Below are 24,530 nucleotides of genomic sequence, written 5' to 3' on the forward strand. Positions count from 1 at the left end.
ACGCTAAGCCGATGATTTTACACTACTTGTGTTCGACCCGGATTTCGTAGGGTACCGATTCGGTCAGGCTGCCGACGTCGTAGATGCGGACGCACAGGCTCCCCCCCAGGGTCGTGACGACGCCGGTGACCACGCTCGTCACCACCGCCTTGTCGTTGGTGATGAGCAGGCTGCAACTCGACCCGGCAAAGGTCCCCACGCTGAAGCCCACCCGCGCCGGCGGATTGTCGCCGAGCGACATCAGCGTCGCCGTCACGGCCCCAGTCGCCGAGGTGAAGAACGTGTGAGTGGCGGCGCCGTTGATGTTGATGCTGCCGGTAAATGTCTCGGTCACCGTCACCGGATCGGGAGTCGTCGGAATGTTGTCGATGACGCTGTCGCAGGCGGACACCGCCAGCAACAAGGGTAACGCCACCGCAACCAACTTGAATACACGCATGAGTTTCCTTGGCACTGAGCAGCGCTAGAACGTCGAGCCCACCGCGAACTTGAACGTGAACTTCTTGGCCGGCTGCAGGTTGTTGTCGAGCACGCCGAAGCGCGACGGGTTGTATGCGAAGATCAGCCGGAACGGCACGTTCAGCACCGGCATGAAGAACCGGATCTCGGCGCCGGTCGAGGCCTTGAAAGCGTTGGCCTGCCCGATCACCCGCTGCTGCTTGGGCAAGGCGTTCGGGTTGACCAGTTCAGTTGACGTGAACGGGTCGATAATGGCCGGAAGGCTCGGGTCGAATGTCTCGGTGACGTCTTCCTTCATGCCGAAGCTCTGGCCGATAGTTCGGACCTGGCCGACGTCGTAGAACAACACCAGGCGGACCGGCCCGGCAATGTTGATCAGGTATTCGCCGTTGAACAACATGCTCTTGTTGCCGCCCAGCACGAGGTACCGATTCTCCGGGTCGCGCGGACCGATCGAGCGGATGTCGAAGCCGCGGATGGTGTACTCGCCGCCGAGATAGAGCGCCTCCGTGATCGGAATGCTCTGCGTGCTGCCGTAGGGCCTGATCCATTCAAACTGCGTGCGGAAGCCGATCGACGTGCGGCGGTTGAGCGGCTGGAACCGCGCGTACTCGACCCGCGGCTTGGTGAAATTGGTATTGCCACCGAGCCCGGCGAGGTCGATCGAGCCGGTGAGGCGGGTGCCGCTGTTCGGGAAGATCGGATTGTCGACCGTATTGTGCACGAAGCTCGGCGTGACCTTGCTGATGGTGCGCCGGCCGCCCTGGCCAATCAGCAGCGAGTCGGCCAGGTACGGGTTACGGCGCACCAATTCGTCCGAGTAGTAGACCGGGTTCAGCTCCGACACCTGCACGGCTTCGTAGCTGTAGACCATGAACATGCGCGAGAAGCCGGCCAGCGGAAAGCCCATGGTGAGGTTGCCGCCGGTGGCTTCCTGCGTGAACTGGTCGATGTAGCGCAGCGTGCGCTTGTAGACGTCGACACCACCGGTGATGTTGCGGTCGAACAGGAACGGTTCCGAGAACGCGACCTGGTAGTTCTCGGACCGCGACCCCATCTGCAGCGACACGGTCAGCGACTCGCCGCGACCCATGAAGTTCGAGGTCTGGAACGACAGCTGGCCGAAGAACCCCTCGAACTGCGACACGCCCGCGCCGAAGGTCAGCTGGTTGCGGTTCTGCTCTTCCAGCTTCAGGGTGACGTCGACTTCGTTTGTCGAGCCGGGCGTCTTCTGGACGTCGATGCCCTGGCCCTCTTCGAGCGGCTTGAAGTACCCCAGCTGGTTGAGGCGCTTGATGCTGTACTTCAGCGACTCGGTGTTGAACGGCGCGCCTTCCACCAGCCGCACCTCGCGGCGGATGACGTTGTCGCGGGTGGTGGTGTTGCCGACGAAGGTCAGGCGGTTCACAAAGTACTGCTCGCCCTCCTGCATGCGCATGGTCACGTTGACCGTCGGCTCGGCCGGACCGGCCACCGGGCCCGCCGCGGCCTCCACCGGCTCGAGGTCGGGGAAGCCGGTGAACTCGAAGTAACCACCCGCCCCGTAGAGCTCGCGCGTCTTGATCAGGCCGTCGCGGATCGGCTTGTCGCTGTACCAGTCGCCCACCTTCAGCTTGAAGAGCGGCTGCAGGAACTCGGTCTTGACGATCTTGTTGCCGTCGAATGAGAACTCGCCGACCTTGTAGCGTGGGCCCTCGTCCACCGGCACGCTGAGCTCGACCCAGCGGGTGCCCTTGTCCACGCTATCTTCGATGGTCTTGATCTCGGGCGTCCCGACGCGAGCCGTGATGTAGCCACGGTTCCGGTAGTACTCGATAATTTTCTCGGCGTCTTCCTCGAACTTCGCGGCCTGGTAGGTGCCCTTGCCGCCGATCCACGACAGCCAGTTGTGCGACTTGGTCGACTTCATCTGCTTGCCGAGCGTGCGGTCGCTGACTTCAGTGTTGCCGTTGAAGTTGATCGTCCGGATCTTGACCTTCGGGCCTTCCTGGACGTCGAACACCACCTTGACCAGCTTGGGGCCGGTCGGCAGCGGCTCGACCTTCGAGGTCACTTCGGCGAACTCGTAGCCCTTCGTGGCCATGAAGCTCTTGACGAGCCCTTGCACGCGGCGGACGACGGCCTCGTCCAGGAACGAGTCGAGGCGGAGCGAGATGCCGAGCTCCTTCATCTTCTCGTCGATCTTGGTGCGCTCGACCTTGGTCGACCCAGTGTAGTCGACGATCTTCACGCGCGGCCGCTCTTCCATGTGATAAATCACATGCTTCGCCATCACGCCGTTTTCAAACTGCTCGTCGATCGTCTCAATCCACAAGTTGTCGAGGAACCCGGTCGCCCACAGGCGCTTGAAGTCCTCGAGCAGCGTGCGCTCGGTGGCCTCGTTGTACGGCACCCACGCGTTTTCGGACGGACGGCTGAGGGGCGTCTGGATGTAATAGAGATAGGTCTGCGGCTCGATGATCGATTCGTTGACCGGGTGGAACCGGATCTCGGTCGGCCACACGACCGCGCCCGAGCCTGCGGGCGGCTGGTTGGCGGCCGGCTGGGCCTTCGCAATAGCCGGGGCCTGGTCCGTCAACGGCGGCGGAGCCGGCGCCGGCGCCTGTCCCGCCGAAGCGGGCTGAACCCCAGCCGCGAAGGCGAAGACGGCCAATAACGCCGAAAGGACAAGAATTCGTGAAATCAAAGCGTACACACCTGTCGAACGCTGGCTAATCAACCCTTAATGCTACCCCGCCCGCCGGAGGCGGGCTAGTAAAAACCCCCGCCGGAGGCGGGTTAGCAAGAATTAGACGTTCGAGCTCAATCGGCGGCCTGCGGCCACCGGCTGGCCCGCCGGCCGGTAGGCCAACTGCCCCCCCTCGAGGTAGACCTCGATCTCGCCGCCCAGCAGGTTGCCGCGGATGAGCTCTTCGGCCAGGGGATCTTCGATATAGCGCTGAATCGCACGGCGCAGGGGACGCGCCCCGTACGAACGGTCCTTGCACGTGATGTCGATGATCCAGTCGGCGACCTCGGGCGACACGATCACCTTCATCCGGCGGTCGAGCAGGTTCAGGTTGAGTTGCTCCACCAGCAGCGTCAGGATCTTCCGCAGGTCGTCGTCGTTCAGCGCGTCGAAGACAATCAACTCGTCCACGCGGTTGATGAACTCGGGATTGAAGGTGCGCTTGACCTCGCCGAGCACCATTTCCTGCACGCCCTTGGCATCCCCGGCCTCCGACGTCTGGAAACCCATCGACGCTTTCTTCTGGATGAAGCGGGCGCCGATGTTCGAGGTCATGATCAGGATCGCGTTCTTGAAGTTGACGCGATTACCCAGGCCGTCGGTCAGGTGACCGTCCTCGAACACCTGCAGCAGAATGTTGAAGATGTCGGGGTGCGCCTTCTCAATTTCGTCGAGCAGCACCACCGAATACGGGTTGCGCTTGACCTTCTCGGTCAGCTGGCCGCCCTCTTCGTGGCCGACGTATCCGGGCGGCGAGCCGATCAGCTTCGAGACCGAGTGCTTCTCCATGTACTCGGACATGTCGAAGCGAATCAGCGCGTTCTCGCTGCCGAACAGGAACTGCGCCAGCGCCCGCGCCAACTCGGTCTTGCCGACGCCGGTCGGCCCGAGGAACATGAAGCTGCCCACCGGCCGGTTCGGGCTCTTGAGCCCGGCCCGCGAGCGGCGAATCGCCCGCGACACGGCCGAAATGGCGCGCTCCTGGCTGATCACGCGCTTGTGGAGGTCGGCCTCCATGCGAATCAGCTTGTCGCTCTCGTCCTGGTTGATCGACGACAGCGGCACGCCGGTCCACTTCGAGACCACTTCGTCGATCTCGGCGCGCGACACCACGACCTTGCGGGCGCTGGTGCGCACGTCGAACTTCTCGCGCACGAATTGCAGGTTTTCGCGCGCCACCTGCTCCTGCTCGCGGTAGAACTGCGCCTTGTCGAAGTCCTTCTGCGAGACCGCGCTTTCCATCTGCTCGACGGCCACGCGGATGCTCTTGTTGATCTCGCCGAATTCCTCGCTGTAGCCGGCCTCGCGCAGCTTGGCGCGCGCGCCCGCCTCGTCCACCAGGTCGATCGCCTTGTCGGGCAGGAACCGATCGGTGATGTAGCGGCTCGACTGGTAGACCGCCGCCTCGAGCGCCTCGCGGGTGTACTCGACGTGATGGAACTGCTCGTAGCGTTCCTTGATGCCCAGCAGGATCGAAATGGTCTCGCCTTCCGACGGCGGATCGACCTTGATCGCCTGGAAGCGGCGTTCGAGCGAGCGGTCCTTCTCGATGTACTTGCGGTACTCGGCCGGCGTCGTCGCGCCAATGCAGCGAATCTCGCCGCGGCTGAGCGCCGGCTTCAGGATGTTGGCCGCATCGAGCGACCCTTCGGCCGACCCCGCCCCCACGAGCGTGTGCAACTCGTCGATAAAGACGATGATGTGCGGGTTGTCGGTCAGTTCTTTCATGATCGCCTTGAGGCGCTCTTCGAACTGGCCGCGGTACTTGGTGCCGGCGACGATCAGCGAGATGTCGAGCGCCAGCAGGCGCTTGTCGGCGAGGAAGTGCGGCACGTCGCCGTAGACGATCTTCTGCGCGAGGCCTTCGACAATGGCGGTCTTGCCCACGCCGGGTTCGCCGATCAACACGGCGTTGTTCTTGGTGCGGCGGCACAACACCTGTTGGACGCGCTCCAGTTCGTAGTCGCGGCCGACCAGCGGATCGAGCGAGTTCTTCATCGCCGCTTCGGTCAGGTCGCGGCTGAACTCGGCCAGGAGCGGGGTTTCCTTGACGCGCGTCAGCGAGGTCTTCTCGTTCAGCAATTGGACGATGTCTTCGCGCACCTGGTGCAGGCGCATCCCCTTTTCCATGAGGATGGTCGCGGCCACGGATCGCTCCTCGCGGAGGATGCCGAGCAGCAGGTGTTCGGTGCCGATGTAGTTATGCAGGAGGCGATCGGCCTCTTCCGCGGCGTACTGCAGCACGCGCTTGGTTTCGGCGCTGAACGGGATCTCGACCGAGGTCGACACCTTCTCGCGGAAGACCGTGCGGCCTTCGATATCTTTGCGGATGTTTTCGAGGGAGAGATGGGATCGGGCAAAGATCCGGCTTGTGAGGCCCTTGCCCTCACGGATCAACCCTAGAAGCAAATGCTCGGTTTCAATCGAGATGCTTCCGAGCTGACTCGCTTCATAGCGGGCAAAGAATAGAACCCGCCTGGCTCGTTCGGTGTAGCGTTCGAACATTCCGCCGCCCTGGCCCCCTGCGGGACATTATACGGCAGGACGGTCCATTTTCACGCCACGGATGCCCGTAAGTGGAAGAAATTGCGAGACTTCGGAGTTTTGGATCGTTATCCTGTCGCCATGGCAAACACCATTGGCTTCATCGGCCTGGGCCTCATGGGCAAGCCCATGGCCCTCAACCTTCTCAAGAAGGGTTTCCCCATCATCGTCCACAGCCGGAGCCGCGGCCCGGTTGACGAACTGGTCGCGGCCGGCGCCACGGCGGCGGCCTCCCCCGCCGACATCGCGAAGGCGGCCACTCGCATCGTCACGATGCTGCCGGACGGACCGGACGTCAGCCTGGTGCTGGAGGCACCACACGGCATCTTCAGCGCGATGCAGCGCGGCACGGTCATTCTCGACTCCTCCACCATTGCCCCGGCGACGGCCAAGCGTCTCGCGGCGGCGACCGCCGAACGCGGTGGTCAGTTCCTGGACGGCCCGGTCAGCGGCGGCGAGATCGGGGCGATCGCCGGCACACTGGCGTTCATGGTCGGGGGCGATGCCACGGCCGTCGAGACCATGCGGCCGGTGATCGAGGCCATGGGCTCACCGGAGAAACTGGTGCACGTCGGCGACTCGGGGGCCGGCCAGGTCTGCAAGGCCTGCAATCAGATCGTCCTGGGCGGCACCATGGCGGTCGTGGCCGAAGCCATCGCGCTGTCGCGCAAAGCCGGCGTCGATCCCATGAAGGTGCGCGCCGCGTTAATGGGCGGCTTTGCGCAAAGCCGCGTGCTGGATGTGCACGGCGAGCGGATGATCACCGCCAACTGGAAGCCGGGGTTCAAGGCCAAGTTCTTCAAGAAGGATTTGGGGATCGCCCTGACGACGCTCGCCGAGAACGGGGTGCCGGCCTACACGAGTGCTGTCGTGCAGCAGCTCGTGCAGGCGCAAATCACCGCGGGCGAAGGCGAAGAGGATTACTCGGGCCTCGCCAAGGCCATCTTCAAGCTCGCGAATCTCTAGCTAGCGCCGCTGCGCGAAGCTGCGCGCCTGGGCCAGCTCGGGACGATTGCCATCTGCGCCGCTCGCGCCGGCCACCACCTGGGCGTAGAGGGCCCCAGCCTTCGCGCGGTCGCCGGCGGCTTCGGCCGCGCGCGCCGCGCCGTAGGCGCCGCGGAATCGGCCAGGCTCCTTCTTCATCGTCGCCTCGAACGCGGTCAGCGCCTCGCGTGGCTGCCCCGCCTCCATCAGCATCTCGCCCAGCAGTTCACGCGCCGGCGCGATGGGTCCCGGGCTGATCGCCGCCTTGTCGGTGGCGTCCTCGGCGTCGGCCGCCGCCCGCATCAACCTGAGGGCCTCGTCTTTCTTTCCCTCCGCAAACGTGACCCACGCCGTGGCGACCTGGCGCTGGATGTCAACCTGCTCCGTCCAGTACGGATCCTTCGCGGCGGCGAGCGTGTCCCTGAGCGTGACCAGCCGCTCGACATCGGCCTTGGCTGCCGCGGGCGTGCCGGCGCGTGCCGCGCCGAGCGCCCGCGCGAAGTGCGTGATCGCATCCGCGTGAGGGAATGTCGACGACACGGTTTCGAGCGCCGCCGCCTCGGCCCAGGCCCCCCGCTCGAGGGCATAGCGCGCGGCGATGGCGTTACGGGCGTAGATGCCGGCCACGCCGGCGGCAGCGCCGCCCATCGCGTTCACGTCAAGCTTGGCGACCACCGCCGGCACCCGCGACAGGACGGCGCGGGCCTTCTGGTCCTGCGCCAACTGCAGGTAGGCATAGGCCTGGTAATCCATCGCGTGCAGTGCTTCGGCCATCACGCCGGCTTTCATGGCTTCCTGCTCGGACGCGATGTTGGTCTCGACCGATTCTTGCCATGACCCGACGCGGGTGAACGTGTGCGAGGGCATGTGCAACGCGTGCGGCGCCGACGGCGCAATCTTGGCGTAACGGCGCGCGGCGTCCAGGGCCTTCTCCGCGAGCGGTGGGTGGTCGTACGCGTGAATGATGTAGTGCGGCAGACCGGGGTGATCCGGATAGCGCGCCCAGAGCGGCTCGAGGATGCCGGCCGCCTGAAGCTGCGCCGTGTAGCGCTTGTCGGTCGGCGCCGCCGTCTGATTCACCGCGAGGGCGTAGAAGATCTTCGCCTCAACGTCCGCCGGGTGGTCGCGCTGCACCGCCTCCATCGCTTTGGCATAAGCCAGCGTGCGATCGCGGTGCGGCACGGTGGCCGTGTTCGCAAACAGCTCGTTGACGGCCGCGAGGTACGCCTTCTCGCGCGGGGTCGGCGCGCCGGTCGCGAGTCCCTTCTGCACCGCTTCGCGCCCGCGCTCGAGCTGCGGGCCGGCCTTGATCCCGGCAAACGGGTTGCCCCAGTGGCACAGGGCAATGCCCCACTGCGCGATCGCGCACGAGGGGTCGGCGGCCAGCACCTTGGTGAACGATTCCAATGCCGGCCGGTACTCGAAGGAGTGCAGCAGGGCGACGGCCCGGTCGAAGTCGACGCGGGTTGACGCCGCGCATGACGTCTCGAAGTGAACGGTTCCGAGTTTGTCGCCAACGGAGACCGGGTGTTCGTGTTGGGCAACGGCGGCCGCGGGCGCGACGAGGAGCACCGACAATGCGAGAGCAATACTCTTCATGACTGGACCTCAGGAGGGTTGGCGACCCACATTATTGAGCCGTCACCCGTGCCGATCAAGCTCGACGGGCAAACCTTGCCGGCGAGAACAGGCCGATTGGGTGCCTGGTCGCCCCGCCGATTGCTAAATCCGCCAGGATTTCCCCGACGACGCTGGCGAATTTGTAACCGTGGCCGGAACACGGCGAGGCGACCACCACCTGCGCGTGGTCTGGATGCAGCCCAATCACGAAATGATGGTCCGGCGTGAGGGTGTATCGGCACGGCGCGGTGTCGACGAGCGATCCCGACGCGAGTGATGGCACGAAGGGCGCCAGCGCCGACCGCAGCGACGGCTCGTCGCCAGTCTTCGTCCTGAAGAACGCGACTTTGACACGGCCCTCCTCATCCGCCGGAAACCCGTAGAACTGCACGCCGTCACCGAGATCCCAGATATAGATAGGGAAACGCTCGGGCGAAAACAGCGCCGAACCACCGGCGGGCTCGAACCAGTACAGCACCTGTGGTTCGACGGTCAGCGGCAGGTCAGGCAGCTTGAACAACTGTGACGCCCACGCGCCAGGGGCCAGCACGACCCGCCCGGCCTCGTAGCGCGCCCGGGGCGTCGTTACTTCAACCGTTCCCGGCGCCGTCACGCGCCAGTCGTCAACCGGTTCATCGAAGTGGAGGTGAGCGCCGCCAGCAACCGCCACGTCGAGATGAGCTCGAATCGCCTCTTCGGGGAAAAGTGAACCTGCTTCAGTTTCGTAGAAACCGACAGTTTCTTGACGCGGCGTGAAGGGCGGGAAGCGGCGGTGAATCTCCGCGGCGTCGAGCATCTCGTGCGCCAATCCGTGTTCACGGGCGCTGCGCAAGCTGCCGCTCACGACCTCGCTGTCGGGCGCGCCAATCATCAACCCGCCGGTGACCTGCAGCAGCCGCCGGCCGGTGTCGGTCTCGAGGCGGCGCCACAGCTCGTACGCCCGCCGCAGCAGGGGCACATAGGCCGGATGCTCGAAGTACGCGAGCCGGATGACGCGCGAGCGGCCGTGGCTCGACCCGCGATCGTGCGCCGGCTGGAACTGCTCGAGACCGAGCACGCGCTGGCCACGCGCGGCAAGGTGCGCGGCCGCCGCGCTGCCCATGCCGCCGAGGCCGACGACGATCGTGTCGAAGGTCCGGCTAAGCATCACCTGGAACGGTCAGGCGGCGTGGAGCCGGCCGCCTTCGAGGCGTAGGGTGCGGTCGCACTGGGCGGCCAGCCGGGGGTTATGGGTGGCAATCACGGCGGTCAGCCCAAACTCGGCATGCATGGCCCGCAGCAGCTCATGAAGTGAATCAGCGGTTGCCTCGTCCAGGTCGCCAGTGGGCTCGTCGGCCAACAACAGCGACGGCTGCATGACGAGCGCACGCGACACGGCGACGCGTTGCTGCTCGCCACCAGAGAGCATGCCGGGCCGGTGATCCAGCCGCTCGCCCAAGCCCACGCGCGTCAACAGTGCTTCAGCGCGCGGCCGGGCCTCGGCCACCGACAGGCGGGCAATGCGCATCGGCATCATCGCGTTCTCGATGGCGGTGAACTCCGGCAGCAGATGGTGAAACTGGAACACGAAGCCGATGTGGCGATTCCTGAACGCCACGCGTGCCTCGTCGGTCATGGTGGTGATGTCGTGTTCGCCGACCTGGACCCGGCCGCCGTCGATGGTGTCGAGTCCGCCCATCACGTGCAGCAACGTGCTCTTGCCTACGCCAGAGGCGCCCATGATCGCGACCATCTCGCCCTTCTCGACCGTGAGATCGAGATCGCGGAGCACGTGCAACGGGTTGCCGGCGACGCTGTAGTACTTATTGAGCCCGGTAACAGTGATGAAAGCCATGCTCCCCTACGAGCGCGAAGCGCAAGCCCTACGAGGCGCGAAGCGCCAAGCCCCACGGGTCCGGCTGAAGCCGGACGCCACCTCGGCAGGAGTCCTACTCATACCGCAACGCTTGCGCTGGATCCAGGCGCGCCGCCTGGCGCGACGGGTACAAGGTGGCCACGAAGCAGACGACAATCGCGGCCACGACGACGGTGACCAGGTCGCCGGGCAGCAGCTTGAACGGCAGGTAGTTCACCTGGTAGACATCACTCGGAATCGTGATCAGCCGGTAGCGATCGAGCACGTAGGCCGCCGTCGTCCCCAGCGCCGCGCCGACGAGGGTGCCCAGCACGCCGATGATGGTACCCTGCAGCAGGAAGATCAGCGTGATGCTGCGAGACGAGGCCCCCATGGTCTTGAGAATGGCAATGTCGCGGGTCTTCTCCATCACCAGCAGGATCAGCGACGCGACGATGTTCAGCGCGGCGACCATCACGATCAGGCCGATGCCGATGCCCATGCCGATCTTCTCGAGCATCAGCGCCGAGTAGAGCTGCTGGTTCAGATCTGACCAATCCGAGGTGACGTACTCGGTGCCGAAGTCTCCGGCGATCTGGTCGGCAATCCGCGGCGCGTCGTAGACTTCGTCGACCTTCAGCTCGATGCGCTCGACCCGATCGGTCGCCGCCAGCATCATCGCCGTCTCGAGTGACACGAGGCCGGTCCCGTTATCGACTTCGTAGAGGCCAAGGCGGAAAGTGCCCACCACCCTGAAGCGCCGCTGGCGCGGCATCACGCCCATGGGCGTCAACGTGCCGTTCGACGTCAGCAGGGTCACCGTGTCCCCCACCATCGCGCCGAGCGAGCCGGCCAGGTCCTTGCCCAGCAGGATGCCCGGAAACTCGTCGTCCGAGGCCGGCGTCAGCTGATCCAGCGAGCCGTCGGTCAGGACCCGGCCGATATCGGTGACGGTCGGTTCGAGGGCCGGATCGATCCCCTTGATCATGGCGAAGCCGTTGCTGCTGCCATTGGTAATCATGGCCTTGGCTTCAATCGCCGGCGCGGCGCCGATCACGCCCGGGACGGCGCGGAGCCTGGCGACCTCCGCCTGGTAGTCGGTAATGCCGGACGGCTTCCACACATACACGTGCGCGGACGAGCCGAGAATGCGGGACTGCAATTCCTGCTGGAGGCCGGTCATCAGCGCCAGCGCGATCACCAGGGCCATGACGCCGACGGTGACGCCGACGGTGGAGACAAGGGAAATCACCGAGATGAACACCTGGCGGCGCTTGGCCAGCAAGTAGCGCAGCGCGACCTGGAGTTCGAACGGCATGCTCTCCCTTAGACTACCGCGATCAGCCTTCAGCCTTCGGCGGTTCTTCGGCGCGCGGACGCATCAACGGAAACAGGATCACGTCGCGGATCGATTGCGAGTTCGACAGCAGCATGACCAGCCGGTCAATGCCAATGCCTTCGCCGCCGGCCGGCGGCATGCCGTATTCGAGCGCCCGCACGTAGTCTTCGTCCATGGCGTGCGCTTCCTGGTCGCCGGCGGCCCGGTCGGCCAACTGCGCTTCGAAGCGGCGCCGCTGCTCCACCGGATCGTTCAGCTCGCTGAAGGCGTTGGCGACTTCGAATCCGCCAATGTAGAGCTCGAAGCGCTCGACCGTATCGGGATCGTCGGGACGCTGCTTCGACAGGGGCGAGACCTCGGTCGGAAAGTCGTGCACGAACGTGGGCTGGATCAGGTCCTTCTCCCACAACGCTTCGAAGATGTTGCTGGCGATCTTGCCCGCCCCGGCGCCCTTCGGCGCGTCAACCGCGAGTTGCTTCGCAATCGCCCGCGCTGAATCCACCTGGCGCAGCTCGTCCACGGTCACGGTCCGGCCAAGCTTCTCGCTGGCCTTCTCGGCCGCGGCATGCCGCAGCGACAACCGGCGGAACGGCGCCGACAGGTGGATGAGATCCTCGCCAAACGGCAACTCGGTCGTGCCGATCACCTGCTGGGCGACAGTCGTCAGCAGTTCCTCGGTAAAAGTCATCAACCGCTGGTAGTCCACGTAGGCCCAGTAGAACTCGAGCATCGTGAACTCGGGATTGTGCTGCGTCGAAATGCCTTCGTTGCGGAAGTTGCGGTTGATCTCGAACACGCGCTCGACGCCGCCGACCGTGAGCCGCTTCAAGTACAACTCCGGCGCGATTCGCAGGTAGAGCCTCATGTCGAGCGTGTTGTGATGCGTCACGAACGGGCGCGCGAGCGCGCCGCCGGCAATCGGCTGCATCATCGGCGTCTCGACTTCCAGGAAGCCGTTCGCGGTCAGGAACTCGCGCACCGCCGACACGGCCCGCGTGCGAATCTCGAACACGCGGCGCACGTCCGGGTTCACGATCAGATCCAGGTAGCGCTGGCGATAGCGGGTCTCGACATCCTGAAGGCCGTGCCACTTCTCGGGCAGCGGCAGGAAGCACTTCGCCAGGAACTCCAGTTTGGCCGCCCAGATCGACAGCTCGTTGGTCTTGGTTCGGAACAGGTGCCCGGTCACGCCGACCTGATCGCCGACGTCGAGCAGCTTCGCCAGTTGATAGTCGCGCTCGCTGAGCACATCCTGCCGCACGTACACCTGCAGCCGCGAACGGCCATCGGAGATCACCAGGAAGGCGGCCTTGCCAAAACTGCGAATGCCCACCACCCGGCCGGCGGCGACGGTCTCGACCTTCGGGTTCTCGAGCACGTCGGCGGCGGTCTCGGTGTAGCCGTCTACGAGCTCGCTGACCGTGTGGGTGGTATCGAACTTATTGGGGTACGCGGCAAAGCCGAGGCGGGTAATCGCCTCGAGGTTGGCTTTGCGCTGCTCGGTCTGGACTACTTCACTACTCATGATCTCTTACTCGGCGACGAGGCCTTCGTCCTTCAACTTGCGATAGACGCCGTCGAGGACGCCGTTCACGAACTTGGCGGCCTCTTCGCCGCTGTAGGCGCGCGCCAGTTCGATGGCTTCGCTGATCACCACGCGCGGCGGGCTCTCGCGGTGGCTCATCATTTCCTCTACCGCCAGCTGCATGACCAGGCGATCGAGCACCGCCATCCGTTCCACCCGCCAGTTCTTCGCGGCGTCGCCGATCCGCTCGTCAAGGCTGGCGCGGTTGGCAAGGGCGCCCTTGACCAGGGCGATGACGAACGCATGTTGCGACTCGCCCGGATCGTTGACATCGGGTGGCCCGGCGTGATGCAGGACACCGAGCGCCTGCTGCGGCGTCAGGCCACCGATTTCACATTCATAGAGCGCCTGCAGTGCAGCGGCCCGGGCGTTGTGACGTCCGGCCCAGCGCGAGCCGGCGTCTGGGGAGTCCTGGCTCACCGGCGGCCGTCCCCAATGCGCGCAAACAACCGCGCCATTTCGACCGCCGCGTCCGCCGCCTCTCGGCCCTTGTGCGACGGCCCCGGCGCCACGCGCTCCAGCGCTTCTTCAGCCGAGTTCGTGGTCAGGACGCCGAACGCCATGGGCACGCCGGTGCTGGCAGCAGCCGCGGTGATGCCGTGGGCGCAGGCCGACGCGATGTATTCGAAGTGCGGCGTGGCGCCGCGAATCAGGCAGCCGAGGCAGATCACCGCCTCCACCTGGCCGGTCTCGGCAATGCGCTGGGCCGCCATCGGGATCTCGAACGCGCCCGGAACCCGGATCACATCGACGGAGTCACCGCCGACGCCGGCGTCAGCCAGCGCCGCGGTCGCCCCTTCCAGCAGACGCTCGGTAACGAAGTCGTTGAACCGGGCGACGACAATGCCAATGCGCATTACTTGCCTTGCCACACGGCCGGGCGCTTCTCGAGAAAGGCCTTGGTGCCTTCGCGCATGTCGGCGGACGAAGCAATGGTCCCAAACAACGTGGTTTCCAGGTACTCGCCGGCCGCGAACGGCGACTCGAGGCCCTGGTTGACGGCCTCGAGAATGAAGCGCACAGCGATCGGCGCCTTCGCCGCCAGCGCCTGCGCCAGCTTGATGGCCTCGGCCATCAACTCGGCGGCCGGCACCACCCGATTGACCAGGCCAATCTCGTACGCGCGCGCGGCGCTCACCATGTCGCCGGTCAGCAGGATCTCGAGCGCCACGCCTTTGCCCACCAGCCGCGGCAGCCGCTGGCTTCCGGCATAGCCGGGGAGCAGTCCCAGGTTGACCTCGGGCTGTCCGAACCGCGCCGTATCGGCCGCCAGGCGAATCGTGCACGCCATGGCCAGCTCACAGCCGCCGCCCAGTGCAAAGCCGTTGATCGCGGCGATCACCGGCTTACCGAGTTGCTCGATGGCATCGAAGATCAGTTGGCCCCGGCGCGCGTGCGCCTGGCCTTCCACCGGCGACAGCGCCGCCAGTTCGTTGATGTCGGCACCGGCGACAAACGACTTCTCACCGGCCCCGGTCAGGATGACGGCACGCACGCTATCGTCGGCCTTGAGGCCGGCCATGCACGCCGACAGTTCTGCCAGGGTCTGATTGTTCAGGGCGTTCAGGACTTTGGGCCGATTGAGGGTGACGATGGCGACGGCGCCATCACGGGCAAGCAGGAGGTTGTCAAAGGTCATTGGAGTGCCTCGTACGCAGGCGCTTTCTAGCTGTTTGGCTTGGCCCGCGACGTACTCCTCATGATACCCCACGCCCGTGCCGCCCCGAGGGCCACCGCCGCCCCGATCGCGTTGTTGCCCAGGTCGCGCCACTCGGCCATGCGCGTCGGCACGTACATCTGCAGCCACTCGACCGCGGCGCCGTGCACCATCGAAATGCACCACGCCAGCAGCAGCGCGCTTGTCGTGACACCCGACCAGCGTCCGCGCGCCAGCGCGCGCAGCGTCAGCAGGGCCAGGCCGAAATAGCCGCCGCCATGCAGGAAGGTGTCTGAAAACCAGCTGCCGACGGGCCCAGGCACGGACGCGGCCGTGGCGCCGTAGATGATCGCCGCCATGTAGACGACGACGGGTGCCCAGAGGAGTATCAAAGCGGGAGCGCGCGCATGAGCCAGCCGAGCACGATGGCGGCGCCGACAAAGCTCCCCAACAACGAGAGGCCGAGCGTGGCCTGCTCCTTCGGGGTGTCCTTCGCGATCACCGCAAAGATCAGCGAGACGAACGCGGCGAACAACACGAGCAAACCGAAGTGACTGGTCATCTACTTGCGGCCCAGGCGAATGTCATAGGCATCGATCACGACCAGCGTGTTCAAGAGCCCCGAGACGATCAGGAAGGCGTTGCCGTATTCGTAGGACGCCGCCGTCACGACCCCCTGCCCCAGGTCGAGCGCCGAGGCGATGACGTAGGGCAGCCCCATGCCGGCATTGGCGAGCGCCGCCAGGCCGACCAGGGGATCTGAAATCACAAACGGAAAGAGCCGGCCGCTGAGGACGAGGCCGATCGCGAACATCGCGGGAAGCGCGAGCAGGAAAATCACGCCCTTCTGCCGGCGGCCCTGAATCAGGTGACCGGCCCCCGGCACGAGCCACGACAACACACACACAACCGGAGGCGGCACGACCGCGAGTTTACCTCAGGTCTTTTGCGGTCACCGCCGCCGCGATCACGCCCACGGTCAGTCCCAGGGGCGCCGCCAGTGCGAAGCGAATGCCGTTGGTGCCGTCCCAAAAGCCCAGAACCCCGCCCACCCACGACGCAGCGGTCGGCGTCGCCACCACCGCGAGCATGGTCAGCCACGCTCGCCCGCCGGGCCGCGGGCTGATCCACCGGCGAAGCATCCACCAGGCGGCAAACCCCACGGCGACCCCGAGGTAGATCCCGGCGCATCGTGCACAAACCGGCCACTGCATACCCGCCGTGAAAAAAGAGCGTTCCGGCAGCTGGTGGCAGACCACCGAGCCCGCAAGATAGGCCAAACCGGCAAGAAAACCAAAGAAATCAGGCAATTTCACACATTTTTACCACTATTCCTGGTCACCTTGTGAAATTTGGAACTTGCCTGACAGGGCTAACGTCTAACACCATTTGAAGACTGAACACTGTTTATATGGGTATTGAAGAACGCCGCGACCGCGAACGACAGGCCGTCACTGACTCCATTCTCGACGCTGCCAGGGAGCTCTTCCTTGCGGAAGGCTACCCAAGCGTCTCTATTCGCAAGATTGCCGAACGCATCGAGTACAGCCCGGCGGCGATTTACAGCTACTACCCCAGCAAGGACGACATCTTCCTCGCCCTGGCCAAGGAAGGTTTCCACCGCCTTGACGCCAAGGTGCAGTCAGCCGCCGGCTCGGGCAATCCGCTCGAGGACGTCCGTGCCTGTTGGTGGGCCTTCTACGAATTCTCCAAGGAACAGCCAGAGTACTTCCTACTGATGTTCGTGGATCGCTCGGTGCCGCGCATCACCGAACAGTGGGACGGTTTCGAGTTCCTGCAGCAGATGCTGAGCAAGGCCGTGGCCGGCATCCAGGCCGCGATCGACGCCGGGGCCTTCCCCGCCACGCTCAATGCCAACGCGGCGATGCACATGCTGTGGGCCGGGCTGGTTGGTCCGGCCGTGGTCGGCATTCGTCACCGCCTCGCCTCGGGCGAAGACTACGACGCGCTCGCGCGCGATGTGCTGAACGCGACCATCGCGGGCCTGCAGGCCGGCGTGGCCACGACTTTCGTTTCCTGTAAGTGCGTAGCAGTAGAGATCGCGGGCGCCCCGGTGCCTGCTGGAGCGACCCGTCATGAAGCGTAGTGTGCCCCACCTCCGAATCGTTGCTGCCGCCGTGGTCCTGGGCTCGTCGCTCGTGGCCGCTGGCTGCGGCGCCTCCACCACCACCGAAGCCGCGCCCGAAAGTTCGGCACCGGCACCGGCGGTGGTCGATGTGATGACCGTGACCGCGACGACCGGCGCCATTGAATCGGCCCTCGAGATTTCGGGAACGCTGACGCCACTGAGCCGCGTCGCGGTCAAGCCGAAGCTGCCGGGCACCATCGAGCGCATGATGGTCGACATCGGCGACGCGGTGACGATGGGCCAGATCATTGCGACGATCGATCGGCGCGAGATCGACGCGCAGGCCGACGCGGCCGTCGCCTCGGTGGCAGTCGGCAAGGCCGCGCTCGAAAACGCCGAAGCGGCGCTGGCCAATGCGCTGCTCGAGCGCGACCGCGCCACGACCCTGTTCGACAAGGGCGCGCTGCCGCGCCAGCGTCTCGATGGGGCACAGACCGCGCACCGGTCGGCGGTGGCGCAGCGCGATCTGGCCGCCGCCAACCTCGCCCAGGCCGAAGCGGCCCTGCGGCGGGCGCGCGAAGTCCAGAAAAACGCCACCATCACGTCGCCGGTAACCGGCTATGTGGTCGAGCGCAACTACGACGCCGGCGCCATTCCCGGCGACCGGCCGGTCGTGATCGTGGCCGACATGCGGCAGATGAAGCTCGAAGCCGGCGTCTCGGAACTCGAGGCCGGCCGGCTGCGCGTCGGACTCAAGGCGCACATCTCGGTGCAGGCCAAGCCGGGCCAGGCGTTCGAGGGCCAGCTCGCGGCCATTGCGCCCGAAGTGGATGCGCGGAACCGCCACTTCAAGATTGACGTGCGCGTGCCCAACGCCAACCGCGCCTTGCTCTCGGGCATGTATGCCACAGCCCGCATCGTCGAGGCCACCGTCACCGGCGTGGTGATTGTGCCGAAGGACGCGGTCATGACGCGTGACGGCAAGCGCGTGGTGCAGAAGGTGACGGGCGACACGCTGTCGGCCGTGGTCGTCACCGAAGGATTGTCGGATGGCACCCACGTGCAGATCCTGACCGGCCTGGCGGCCGGCGACGCGGTGATGGCCGATGCGCGGCGGCAGCTCCCGGCGGGCGCCAAGGTCCGGGGCATCGCGGCCAAGAGCTAAGCGGTTTAGGAGTTCAGAGCTGAATCATGTGGATATCTGACACCTCCATCAAGCGACCCGTCTTCGCGACGATGGTCATCATGAGCTTCATGGTGCTCGGCGCGGTCTCGATGACGCGGCTTGGCATCGACCTGTTCCCCGAGGTCAACTTCCCGTTCGTCAACGTCTCGATCGTGTATCCCGGCGCCGGCCCCGAAGAGGTCGAGACGCTGGTGACGCGGCCGGTCGAGGACGCGGTGGCCGGCATCGCCGGCGTCAAGCGGGTGATCTCCACCTCGACCGAGGGGTTCTCGCGGGTCGGCATCGAGCTGCGGCTCGAGGTTGACCCGCAGGCGGCGGCGGCCGAAGTGCGCGAGAAGGTGGCGGCCATTCGCGAGCGGCTGCCCGAGCAGATCAAGGACCCGACCATTCAGCGCTTTGACGTCGCGGCGCTGCCGATCGCCACGTATGCGGTCGGCTCGGAACTGCCGTCCGACGTCACGCGCCGCATGGTGGAAGACGACCTGAAGCCACTCCTGGGTCAGATCGACGGTGTCGCCGCCGTTGAAGTCAACGGCGGCGAAGTTCGCGAGCTGCACGTGGACCTCGATCCGCGCCGTCTCGAAGCGCTCAACCTGCCGCTGACGGAAGTGGCGGCCAAGCTGGCCGCCGACAACCTCGATGTCCCCGGCGGACAGATCAAGCGCGACGGCAAGGCGGTGTCGCTCCGCACGCAAGGCCAGTACCAGTCCGCCGCGGAGATCGAGAACGTGATCCTGCGCTCGTCGAGCGGTTCGACGATTCGCGTCAAGGACGTCGGCGTCGTGATCGACGGCTACGAGGACCGCCTGTCGACCACCCGTTTGAACGGCGCCGACGCGGTGTCGTTCGCGGTGCGCAAGCAGTCGGGCGCCAACACCGTGGACGTGCAGAACAAGATCGACGCGGCGCTGGCGAAAGCCGCGCCTGGCTTTCCGCAGCTGCAGATCAAGACCGTCCACACCGACGCCGAGGCCATCCAGGAGAACGTCCGCGACGTCCGCGGCCACATCATCTTCGGCGGTCTCATGGCGGTGCTGGTGATCTTCGTGTTCATGCGCGACTGGCGCTCGACGCTGATCACTGCGCTGGCGCTGCCCACCTCGGTGATCGCGACGTTCTTCTTCATGTATCTGGTCGGCTTCACCATCAACATGATGACTTTGATGGCGCTGTCGCTCGTCATCGGCATCCTGATTGACGATGCGGTGGTGGTGCGCGAGAACATCTATCGCCACATGGAGCATGGCGAGGACCCGATGACCGCCGCGCGAAAAGGCACGTCGGAGATTGGCCTGGCCGTGATGGCAACCACCTTCACCATCCTGGCGGTGTTCCTGCCGGTCGGCTTCATGACCGGCCTGGTCGGCCAGTTCTTCAAGTCGTTCGCGTTGACGATCGCCTTTGCCGTCTCGATCTCGCTGCTGGTGGCGTTCACGCTCGACCCGATGCTGTCGTCGCGCTTCGTGCGGTTCATTCCGCTCGAGGAACGCACGCGCACGCGGTTCGGACGTTTCCTCGAGCGGGTGGGCGGCTATTACGACCGCCTCGATCAGCAGTACCACCGCCTGCTCGGCTGGGCAATCGAACACCCCTGGAAGATTGTCGCGACGGCCACGGTGGTGTTCTTTGCCAGCATGTCGACGCTCACCGTGATCGGCACCGAGTTTGTGCCGATGGAAGACCGTGGTGAGTTCGTGGTCAACGTCGAAGTGCCACCGGGCACGTCGTTCGAGCAGACCGTGAGCCACGTCGCCGAGGTCGAGCGAACGATTAGGGAGATGCCCGAGGTGCAGCAGATCTTCTCGACGGTCGGCGTCGAGGGCAATCCGATGAAGGCGGCGCTGCGCGTCAAGACGGGCAAGAAGCGCGAACGCGAGCGCGGTTTGCTGGCGCTCAAGGACGACATGCGGACACGGCTGAAGGCGATTCCGCTGCTCAAGATGACCGTCGCCGACCCGGAGTTCATGCAGGGCGCGCCGAGCGAGGCGCCGCTCAACGTGTTCGTGCGCGGCGACGACATGGTCGAGCTGCAGCGGCTGAACGAGGAGATCGTCGCCAAGGTGAAGACCGTGCCCGGCGCGGTCGACGTCGACAGCTCCCTCGAGACCGGCCAGCCCGAGATGGCGGCGCGCATCAACCGCGAACTCGCGGCCGACCTCGGCTTCGACGTCGGCACCGTCGCGATGCAACTGCGCGGCATGGTCGAGGGCATCGTCCCGACCCGCCTGCGCGAGAACGACAAGGAGTACGACATCCGTGTCCGCCTGGCGCCCGAGTACCGCAACGACTTCGAGGCGATTGCCCGCACGCCCCTCTACTCGGCGACCGGCGCGGTGGTCCGGGCCCGCGACATCGTGCGGCTGGAGCCGGAAGTCGGGCCGGCCAGCATCGACCGAGAGCAGCGCGTCCGCCAGGCCAAGATCGGCATCGAGCTGACCGACCGGCCACTCGGCGACGTGACCAGCGACGTGGCGGCGGTCATGGCCGGCATTCCCATGCCACCGGGCTTCGAGTGGGGCTTTGCCGGTGACGTCGAGATGATGCAGGAATCAGCCGCCGCGATGGGCCTGGCCCTGGTGCTGGCGATTGCCTTCATCTACATCGTGCTGGCGTCGCAGTTCGAGTCGTTCCTCGAACCGATGCTGATTATGATCTCGCTGCCGCTGGCACTGGTCGGCGCGCTGCTGGCCATTTTGCTGACCGGCAAGAACCTCGGCATGCCGGCCATGATCGGCGTGGTCATGCTGATGGGCCTGGTGACCAAGAACGCCATCCTGCTGGTGGACCTGACGAACCAGTACGTCCGCGAAGGCCTGACCGTGAAGGACGCCATTTTGAAGGCGGGCCCGATTCGCCTGCGGCCGATCCTGATGACGACCATCGCGATGATCCTCGGCATGTTGCCATCGGCGATGGCCACCGGTGAGGGCAGCGAGTTTCGCGCGCCGATCTCCATTGCGACCATCGGCGGCCTGATCACCTCGACGCTGCTGACCCTCGTGGTCGTGCCGGTCGCCTACCTGTTGCTCGCCCGGACCGTCGAAGCCGTCAAGGCCTGGCGCGCCGAGCCGAACGCCCGCGTGCCCCAGGCGGTGCGGGTGGCCGGGGTCGTGCTGCTCGTCGCCATGGTCGGCTGGCTGCTGTCGGCGACCAGCGCCTTCGCCTCCGACTCCGCTCGCGAACAAACGAACGAGCTACGTCGAGACCTCGCCGGCTTGTCCGCCGTAGCTTCAGCGAAGGTGGAAGCGGCCTCCGGCCGCGCAGGCGGGCAGTCTGCTCCGGCCCAGGCGCCCGTTGGCGCCGTGACGCTCACTTTCAACCAGGCGCTCGAGCGCGCGCTCTCGGCCAACGAGGGCCTGAAGGTGGCGCAAGAGAAGGTCGTCGAGACCGAGGCCCGCGTGCAGGAAGCCAGGAGCAATTTCCTGCCGCAGGTGAGCCTCGGTTACAACTACCTCCCCATGCAGCGCTTCCCGGTGATCCGAGTCCCGGCCGGCGTGTTTGGGCCTGAGGAGCAGACGTTCCAGGCGGCGTTCAGCCGCGAGAACAGCTTGCAGCTGTATATCAGCCAGCCGCTCTACACGGGCGGCCGGTTGAACAGCGCCTACGGCATCAGCACCTCGACACTCGACGCGTCGAAGCTGGAACTGGATCGCACCCGCCAGGAGATTGAGTACCGGGTCGTCGAGATTTTCTACGCGGCGCTGATGCACGAACGCGGCGTGGCGGTGGCTGACGAGCAGGTGCAGTTGGGCATGAAGCAACTCGAGTTAGCGAAGGCCCGGTTCGAATCGGGCACGGTGGCGCGACTCGATGTGCTGCAGGCTGAAGTGGAACTGGCCAACGCCAAGGCTCGCCGCATCCAGGCCAAGGCGCTGGTCGACGGGGCGCTCCAGCAACTGCGCGGTGTGCTCGCCATTCCCCAGACCCAGCCGCTCAAGCTCGAAGGCTCGCTCGACGAACCGGTCGTCGAACAGCCGCGCGAGGTGCTCGACGCCGAGCTGCCGAAGCGGCCCGACCTCCAGGCGTTTGCCGCCCGCCGGCAGGCAGCGGAATATTCGTCGAGCCTCGCCCAGGGGGAATGGAAGCCGAGCCTCGCCTTTACCGGCAACATGCAATACCAGCAGGACTCGCTCAACAACTTCCTGTCGCGCGATAACCAGAGCTACACGTTCGGCATCGCCCTGAACGTGCCGTTGTTCGCGGCCCCGGGCGCGGCCGCCCGCCGCAGCCAGGCGCAATCGCAGATGCGCCAGGCCGAGCACGGCCTGCGCTACGCCACCGACAACGCGCGGGTTGAGCTCGAGTCGGCCTGGACGGCGCTCGAAGCGTCGGCGGAAGTCGTGACGACCCAGGAAAAGGCGCTGGAGATGGCTCGCGAGAGCGTGGTGATCGCGCAGGTCTCGTACGAGAACGGCGTCATCACGTCGGCGGAACTGAACGACGCGCAGGTCCGGCTGCTGCAGACGGAGTACTTACTGATTCAGGCGAAGTATGCCCGCATCACGGCCGCCGCCCGCGCCAGGGTTGCGGCGGGCGTGTCGTCATGAGCCGGTAACGGAACTCCGGTCTGACACCCATCGGGTGGGTGCATGCTTGCCGCTATAACGGCGGCGGCCGCTCGTCGTTCGCTGGAGTGCGAACGTAGCCGGCGCCCCTCGACTCCGCTCGGGGCGACCTGAGCACCGTCGAAGGTCGAGAGCCGGGGCGACCGATCCGTGTTTGGACTGAGGGCATCAGCAGCGCCCCGGCGGACAGGTTACTTACAGACAACCTCGCTGCGAAGGCCAGCAGCGTCGGGCAGGCCTGAGCTGCGAGTTGTCAGCCGTCGCGAAGAGAGCACGGAGGCGAATGACGAGGGGCCGTCGCGCGACAGCCGACTGACCGCAGGCGCGACGGAGGAATCGCTCCGAAGAAATTCGCTGGGTAGCGCTCAATAACACGCACCGTCAGTACTCTTTCTTCTGCGCGATCCCTCCGCCGCGCCTGCTTACATGCGCTTTAGTTTCTCCACCAACGTGGTTCGCTTCAATCCGAGTAAGCGCGCGGCGGCGCCGCGGTTTTGCGCCGTGCGAGCCAGGGCGCGATCGATCAGGCCTTTCTCGATCTGCGCGATCATCGTGGGCAGGTCGATGCCGTTCTCGGGGAGCTCACCGTCAGGCGGTAGTACAGGTCTTCGCGGAACGTCCCCCTCAAGCGAATTACTGGTCGCATCGCGACCGATGAGGACGAAGGCGCTCGGTGCCGCGATTGCGCGGCACCCAGTTCGGCGTTATGCAGGTCGGCCTAACGCAGGTTCGCCGCGGGTCGCCGTCTGTCTCAAGTAACTGCGCCAGAACACACTACAGATCATTCGCCGCGGCAGTCGTCGAGTGTTATGCTGCGGGACTCGCAGGAACGGCCGCGACATGCCGGTCGGCCTACTATTAGGCAGAATAGTCACGATGATCGATGAACTCTTCCGCGCCGTCCCGACGCACCTGCTTGACGAATCCGGCGCCGTGTTCTATTCCGGCCGGGACGCGTTTAGCAACCCTTCGCGACTGTATCTGCTCGGGCTGAACCCGGGCGGCTCGCCATCGAAGCAGGTCCAAAGCACTCTGTTGCGGCATTCGAACCGCGTCCTCCATGAAAAGCCAGGCAACTGGTCCGCTTACCGAGACGAGTCCTGGCAGGGTGCTCCACCCGGTACCTATCGAATGCAGCCGCGCGTCCTCCACTTGCTGCGGAAGCTTGTTTTCGATCCCGGACGCGTTCCGTCGAGCAACCTGATCTTCGTTCGCTCAGCACGAGAAAGTGACCTAAAGGGTCGCGCACATGAACTCGCGGACGCTTGCTGGACGTTTCACGAGCGCGTCATCAACACCTTGAGTATTCAAGTCATCCTCTGTTTTGGCGGCACCACCGGGAATTGGGTCCGCAGAAAACTTGGCGCACGAGAACACGTAGGAACGTTTGTCGAAGACAATGCCCGGCGTTGGAAAAGCGAAGCCTTCCGAAACACAAGCGGCACGAGTGTTGTGATTGCCACTCATCCAAGCATTGCGGCTTGGAATTCAGCCGCTGCTGACCCCACCCACCTGGTGGAACGCCTTTTGACGTCACCGCCCACAACTAGCCGGAGCGAGAAGGACACCATTTCTGCCTAGCATCGCGTTGCACCAGACGGCGGCTGGTGTAATCATGAGCCGCCGCTGGTGAACGCCAGCGTTACCCGGGCACGACGAACGCTCGCCTCCTGGCGACAGTCATGGCAGGATGAAGACATGGCACCAGAGGTAATGCAAACTTTACTCAAGCTTCCGCCGAACGAGCGAGCCGATCTGGCGCTTGCCCTATGGGAAAGCCTGGACGAAACCGATCGTGAAGCGTCCTTTGATCTCACCCCAGCATTGGCTGCAGAGCTCGATCGACGCTTAGCAGAACACCTGGCGGACCCGACGACTGGGATTCCCTGGGAAGAGGTACGCAAGAAGTTCGTCGGCGGTCAATGAATCGCCAGCTAGTG

Annotated in this window: 22 protein-coding genes; 6 read left to right on the plus strand and 16 right to left on the minus strand. The window is 65.3% G+C overall.

The genetic code is table 11. The annotated features are described in order from the left end of the window. Positions 1-22: 22 nt before the first annotated feature. From Q8T13_10315 to Q8T13_10325, 3 genes are all read right to left on the minus strand, one after another. Entirely contained in the window at positions 23-439 is a 417-nt protein-coding gene (locus tag Q8T13_10315; protein MDP3718145.1) for a hypothetical protein, read from the minus strand. A gap of 24 nt (positions 440-463) precedes the next feature. Further along, complete coding sequence (gene bamA / locus Q8T13_10320) at positions 464-3,112, minus strand: outer membrane protein assembly factor BamA (GenBank protein ID MDP3718146.1); 2,649 nt, start codon at positions 3,110-3,112, stop codon at positions 464-466. Between the two features lie 135 nt (positions 3,113-3,247). Next, complete coding sequence (locus tag Q8T13_10325) at positions 3,248-5,692, minus strand: ATP-dependent Clp protease ATP-binding subunit (GenBank protein MDP3718147.1); 2,445 nt, start codon at positions 5,690-5,692, stop codon at positions 3,248-3,250. A 120-nt stretch (positions 5,693-5,812) separates the two neighbouring features. Between Q8T13_10325 and Q8T13_10330 the strand changes: the two genes are divergently transcribed. Further along, positions 5,813-6,697 (plus strand): NAD(P)-dependent oxidoreductase, encoded by an 885-nt coding sequence (locus tag Q8T13_10330; GenBank protein MDP3718148.1) that lies wholly within the window; start codon positions 5,813-5,815, stop codon positions 6,695-6,697. On the opposite strand, the gene Q8T13_10335 is transcribed toward Q8T13_10330, so the two are convergent. From Q8T13_10335 to Q8T13_10390, 12 genes are all read right to left on the minus strand, one after another. Next, complete coding sequence (locus Q8T13_10335; GenBank protein MDP3718149.1) at positions 6,698-8,314, minus strand: hypothetical protein; 1,617 nt, start codon at positions 8,312-8,314, stop codon at positions 6,698-6,700. 55 nt (positions 8,315-8,369) lie between these two features. Continuing rightward, positions 8,370-9,482: an N-methyl-L-tryptophan oxidase gene (gene solA, locus Q8T13_10340; protein MDP3718150.1), complete on the minus strand. Its 1,113-nt coding sequence runs from the start codon at positions 9,480-9,482 to the stop codon at positions 8,370-8,372. Between the two features lie 12 nt (positions 9,483-9,494). Further along, on the minus strand, positions 9,495-10,169 hold the full coding sequence (locus Q8T13_10345) for an ABC transporter ATP-binding protein (GenBank protein MDP3718151.1): 675 nt from the start codon (positions 10,167-10,169) through the stop codon (positions 9,495-9,497). A 94-nt stretch (positions 10,170-10,263) separates the two neighbouring features. After that, positions 10,264-11,487 carry a lipoprotein-releasing ABC transporter permease subunit gene (locus tag Q8T13_10350; protein ID MDP3718152.1) on the minus strand — a complete coding sequence of 408 codons (1,224 nt, stop codon included), beginning with the start codon at positions 11,485-11,487 and terminating at the stop codon, positions 10,264-10,266. 22 nt (positions 11,488-11,509) lie between these two features. Then, positions 11,510-13,033, minus strand: a complete 1,524-nt coding sequence (gene lysS / locus Q8T13_10355) for a lysine--tRNA ligase (GenBank protein MDP3718153.1) — start codon at positions 13,031-13,033, stop codon at positions 11,510-11,512. A gap of 6 nt (positions 13,034-13,039) precedes the next feature. After that, positions 13,040-13,513: a transcription antitermination factor NusB gene (gene nusB, locus Q8T13_10360; protein ID MDP3718154.1), complete on the minus strand. Its 474-nt coding sequence runs from the start codon at positions 13,511-13,513 to the stop codon at positions 13,040-13,042. Then, complete coding sequence (gene ribH / locus Q8T13_10365; protein ID MDP3718155.1) at positions 13,510-13,950, minus strand: 6,7-dimethyl-8-ribityllumazine synthase; 441 nt, start codon at positions 13,948-13,950, stop codon at positions 13,510-13,512. Before ribH ends, nusB begins: the two co-directional genes overlap by 4 nt. Beyond that, the gene (locus Q8T13_10370) at positions 13,950-14,732 is read right to left on the minus strand and encodes an enoyl-CoA hydratase-related protein (GenBank protein ID MDP3718156.1); all 783 of its coding nucleotides are present in this window, start codon (positions 14,730-14,732) and stop codon (positions 13,950-13,952) included. Before Q8T13_10370 ends, ribH begins: the two co-directional genes overlap by 1 nt. 26 nt (positions 14,733-14,758) lie before the next feature. Continuing rightward, positions 14,759-15,142 (minus strand): VanZ family protein, encoded by a 384-nt coding sequence (locus tag Q8T13_10375; protein ID MDP3718157.1) that lies wholly within the window; start codon positions 15,140-15,142, stop codon positions 14,759-14,761. After that, entirely contained in the window at positions 15,139-15,312 is a 174-nt protein-coding gene (locus Q8T13_10380; GenBank protein ID MDP3718158.1) for a hypothetical protein, read from the minus strand. The genes Q8T13_10375 and Q8T13_10380 overlap by 4 nt, the downstream gene beginning before the upstream one ends. After that, positions 15,313-15,672: a hypothetical protein gene (locus Q8T13_10385; protein MDP3718159.1), complete on the minus strand. Its 360-nt coding sequence runs from the start codon at positions 15,670-15,672 to the stop codon at positions 15,313-15,315. It lies immediately after the preceding gene. A 10-nt stretch (positions 15,673-15,682) separates the two neighbouring features. After that, positions 15,683-16,066, minus strand: a complete 384-nt coding sequence (locus Q8T13_10390) for a DUF2085 domain-containing protein (protein MDP3718160.1) — start codon at positions 16,064-16,066, stop codon at positions 15,683-15,685. A gap of 95 nt (positions 16,067-16,161) precedes the next feature. Between Q8T13_10390 and Q8T13_10395 the strand changes: the two genes are divergently transcribed. From Q8T13_10395 to Q8T13_10405, 3 genes are read left to right on the plus strand one after another with little or no spacing between them, the layout of a single operon-like run. After that, on the plus strand, positions 16,162-16,857 hold the full coding sequence (locus tag Q8T13_10395) for a TetR/AcrR family transcriptional regulator (GenBank protein MDP3718161.1): 696 nt from the start codon (positions 16,162-16,164) through the stop codon (positions 16,855-16,857). Further along, positions 16,847-18,004, plus strand: coding sequence for an efflux RND transporter periplasmic adaptor subunit (locus tag Q8T13_10400; protein MDP3718162.1), 1,158 nt, complete (start codon positions 16,847-16,849; stop codon positions 18,002-18,004). Before Q8T13_10395 ends, Q8T13_10400 begins: the two co-directional genes overlap by 11 nt. 26 nt (positions 18,005-18,030) lie before the next feature. Next, a complete protein-coding gene (locus tag Q8T13_10405; protein MDP3718163.1) occupies positions 18,031-22,572 on the plus strand; it encodes an efflux RND transporter permease subunit in 4,542 nt (1,513 codons plus the stop codon). A 440-nt stretch (positions 22,573-23,012) separates the two neighbouring features. Here Q8T13_10405 and Q8T13_10410 read toward each other — a convergent pair whose 3' ends face one another. Beyond that, on the minus strand, positions 23,013-23,141 hold the full coding sequence (locus Q8T13_10410; protein ID MDP3718164.1) for a helix-turn-helix domain-containing protein: 129 nt from the start codon (positions 23,139-23,141) through the stop codon (positions 23,013-23,015). Between the two features lie 325 nt (positions 23,142-23,466). On the opposite strand from Q8T13_10410, the gene Q8T13_10415 reads away from it, so the two are divergent. Together Q8T13_10415 and Q8T13_10420 are read left to right on the plus strand one after the other, a co-directional pair. Beyond that, positions 23,467-24,171 carry a hypothetical protein gene (locus tag Q8T13_10415; GenBank protein ID MDP3718165.1) on the plus strand — a complete coding sequence of 235 codons (705 nt, stop codon included), beginning with the start codon at positions 23,467-23,469 and terminating at the stop codon, positions 24,169-24,171. Positions 24,172-24,288: 117 nt separating this feature from the next. Continuing rightward, positions 24,289-24,516 (plus strand): addiction module protein, encoded by a 228-nt coding sequence (locus tag Q8T13_10420; GenBank protein MDP3718166.1) that lies wholly within the window; start codon positions 24,289-24,291, stop codon positions 24,514-24,516. Positions 24,517-24,530 lie beyond the last annotated feature (14 nt).

The organism is Acidobacteriota bacterium (assembly GCA_030697165.1).
Lineage (GTDB): Bacteria > Acidobacteriota > Vicinamibacteria > Vicinamibacterales > UBA2999 > 12-FULL-67-14b.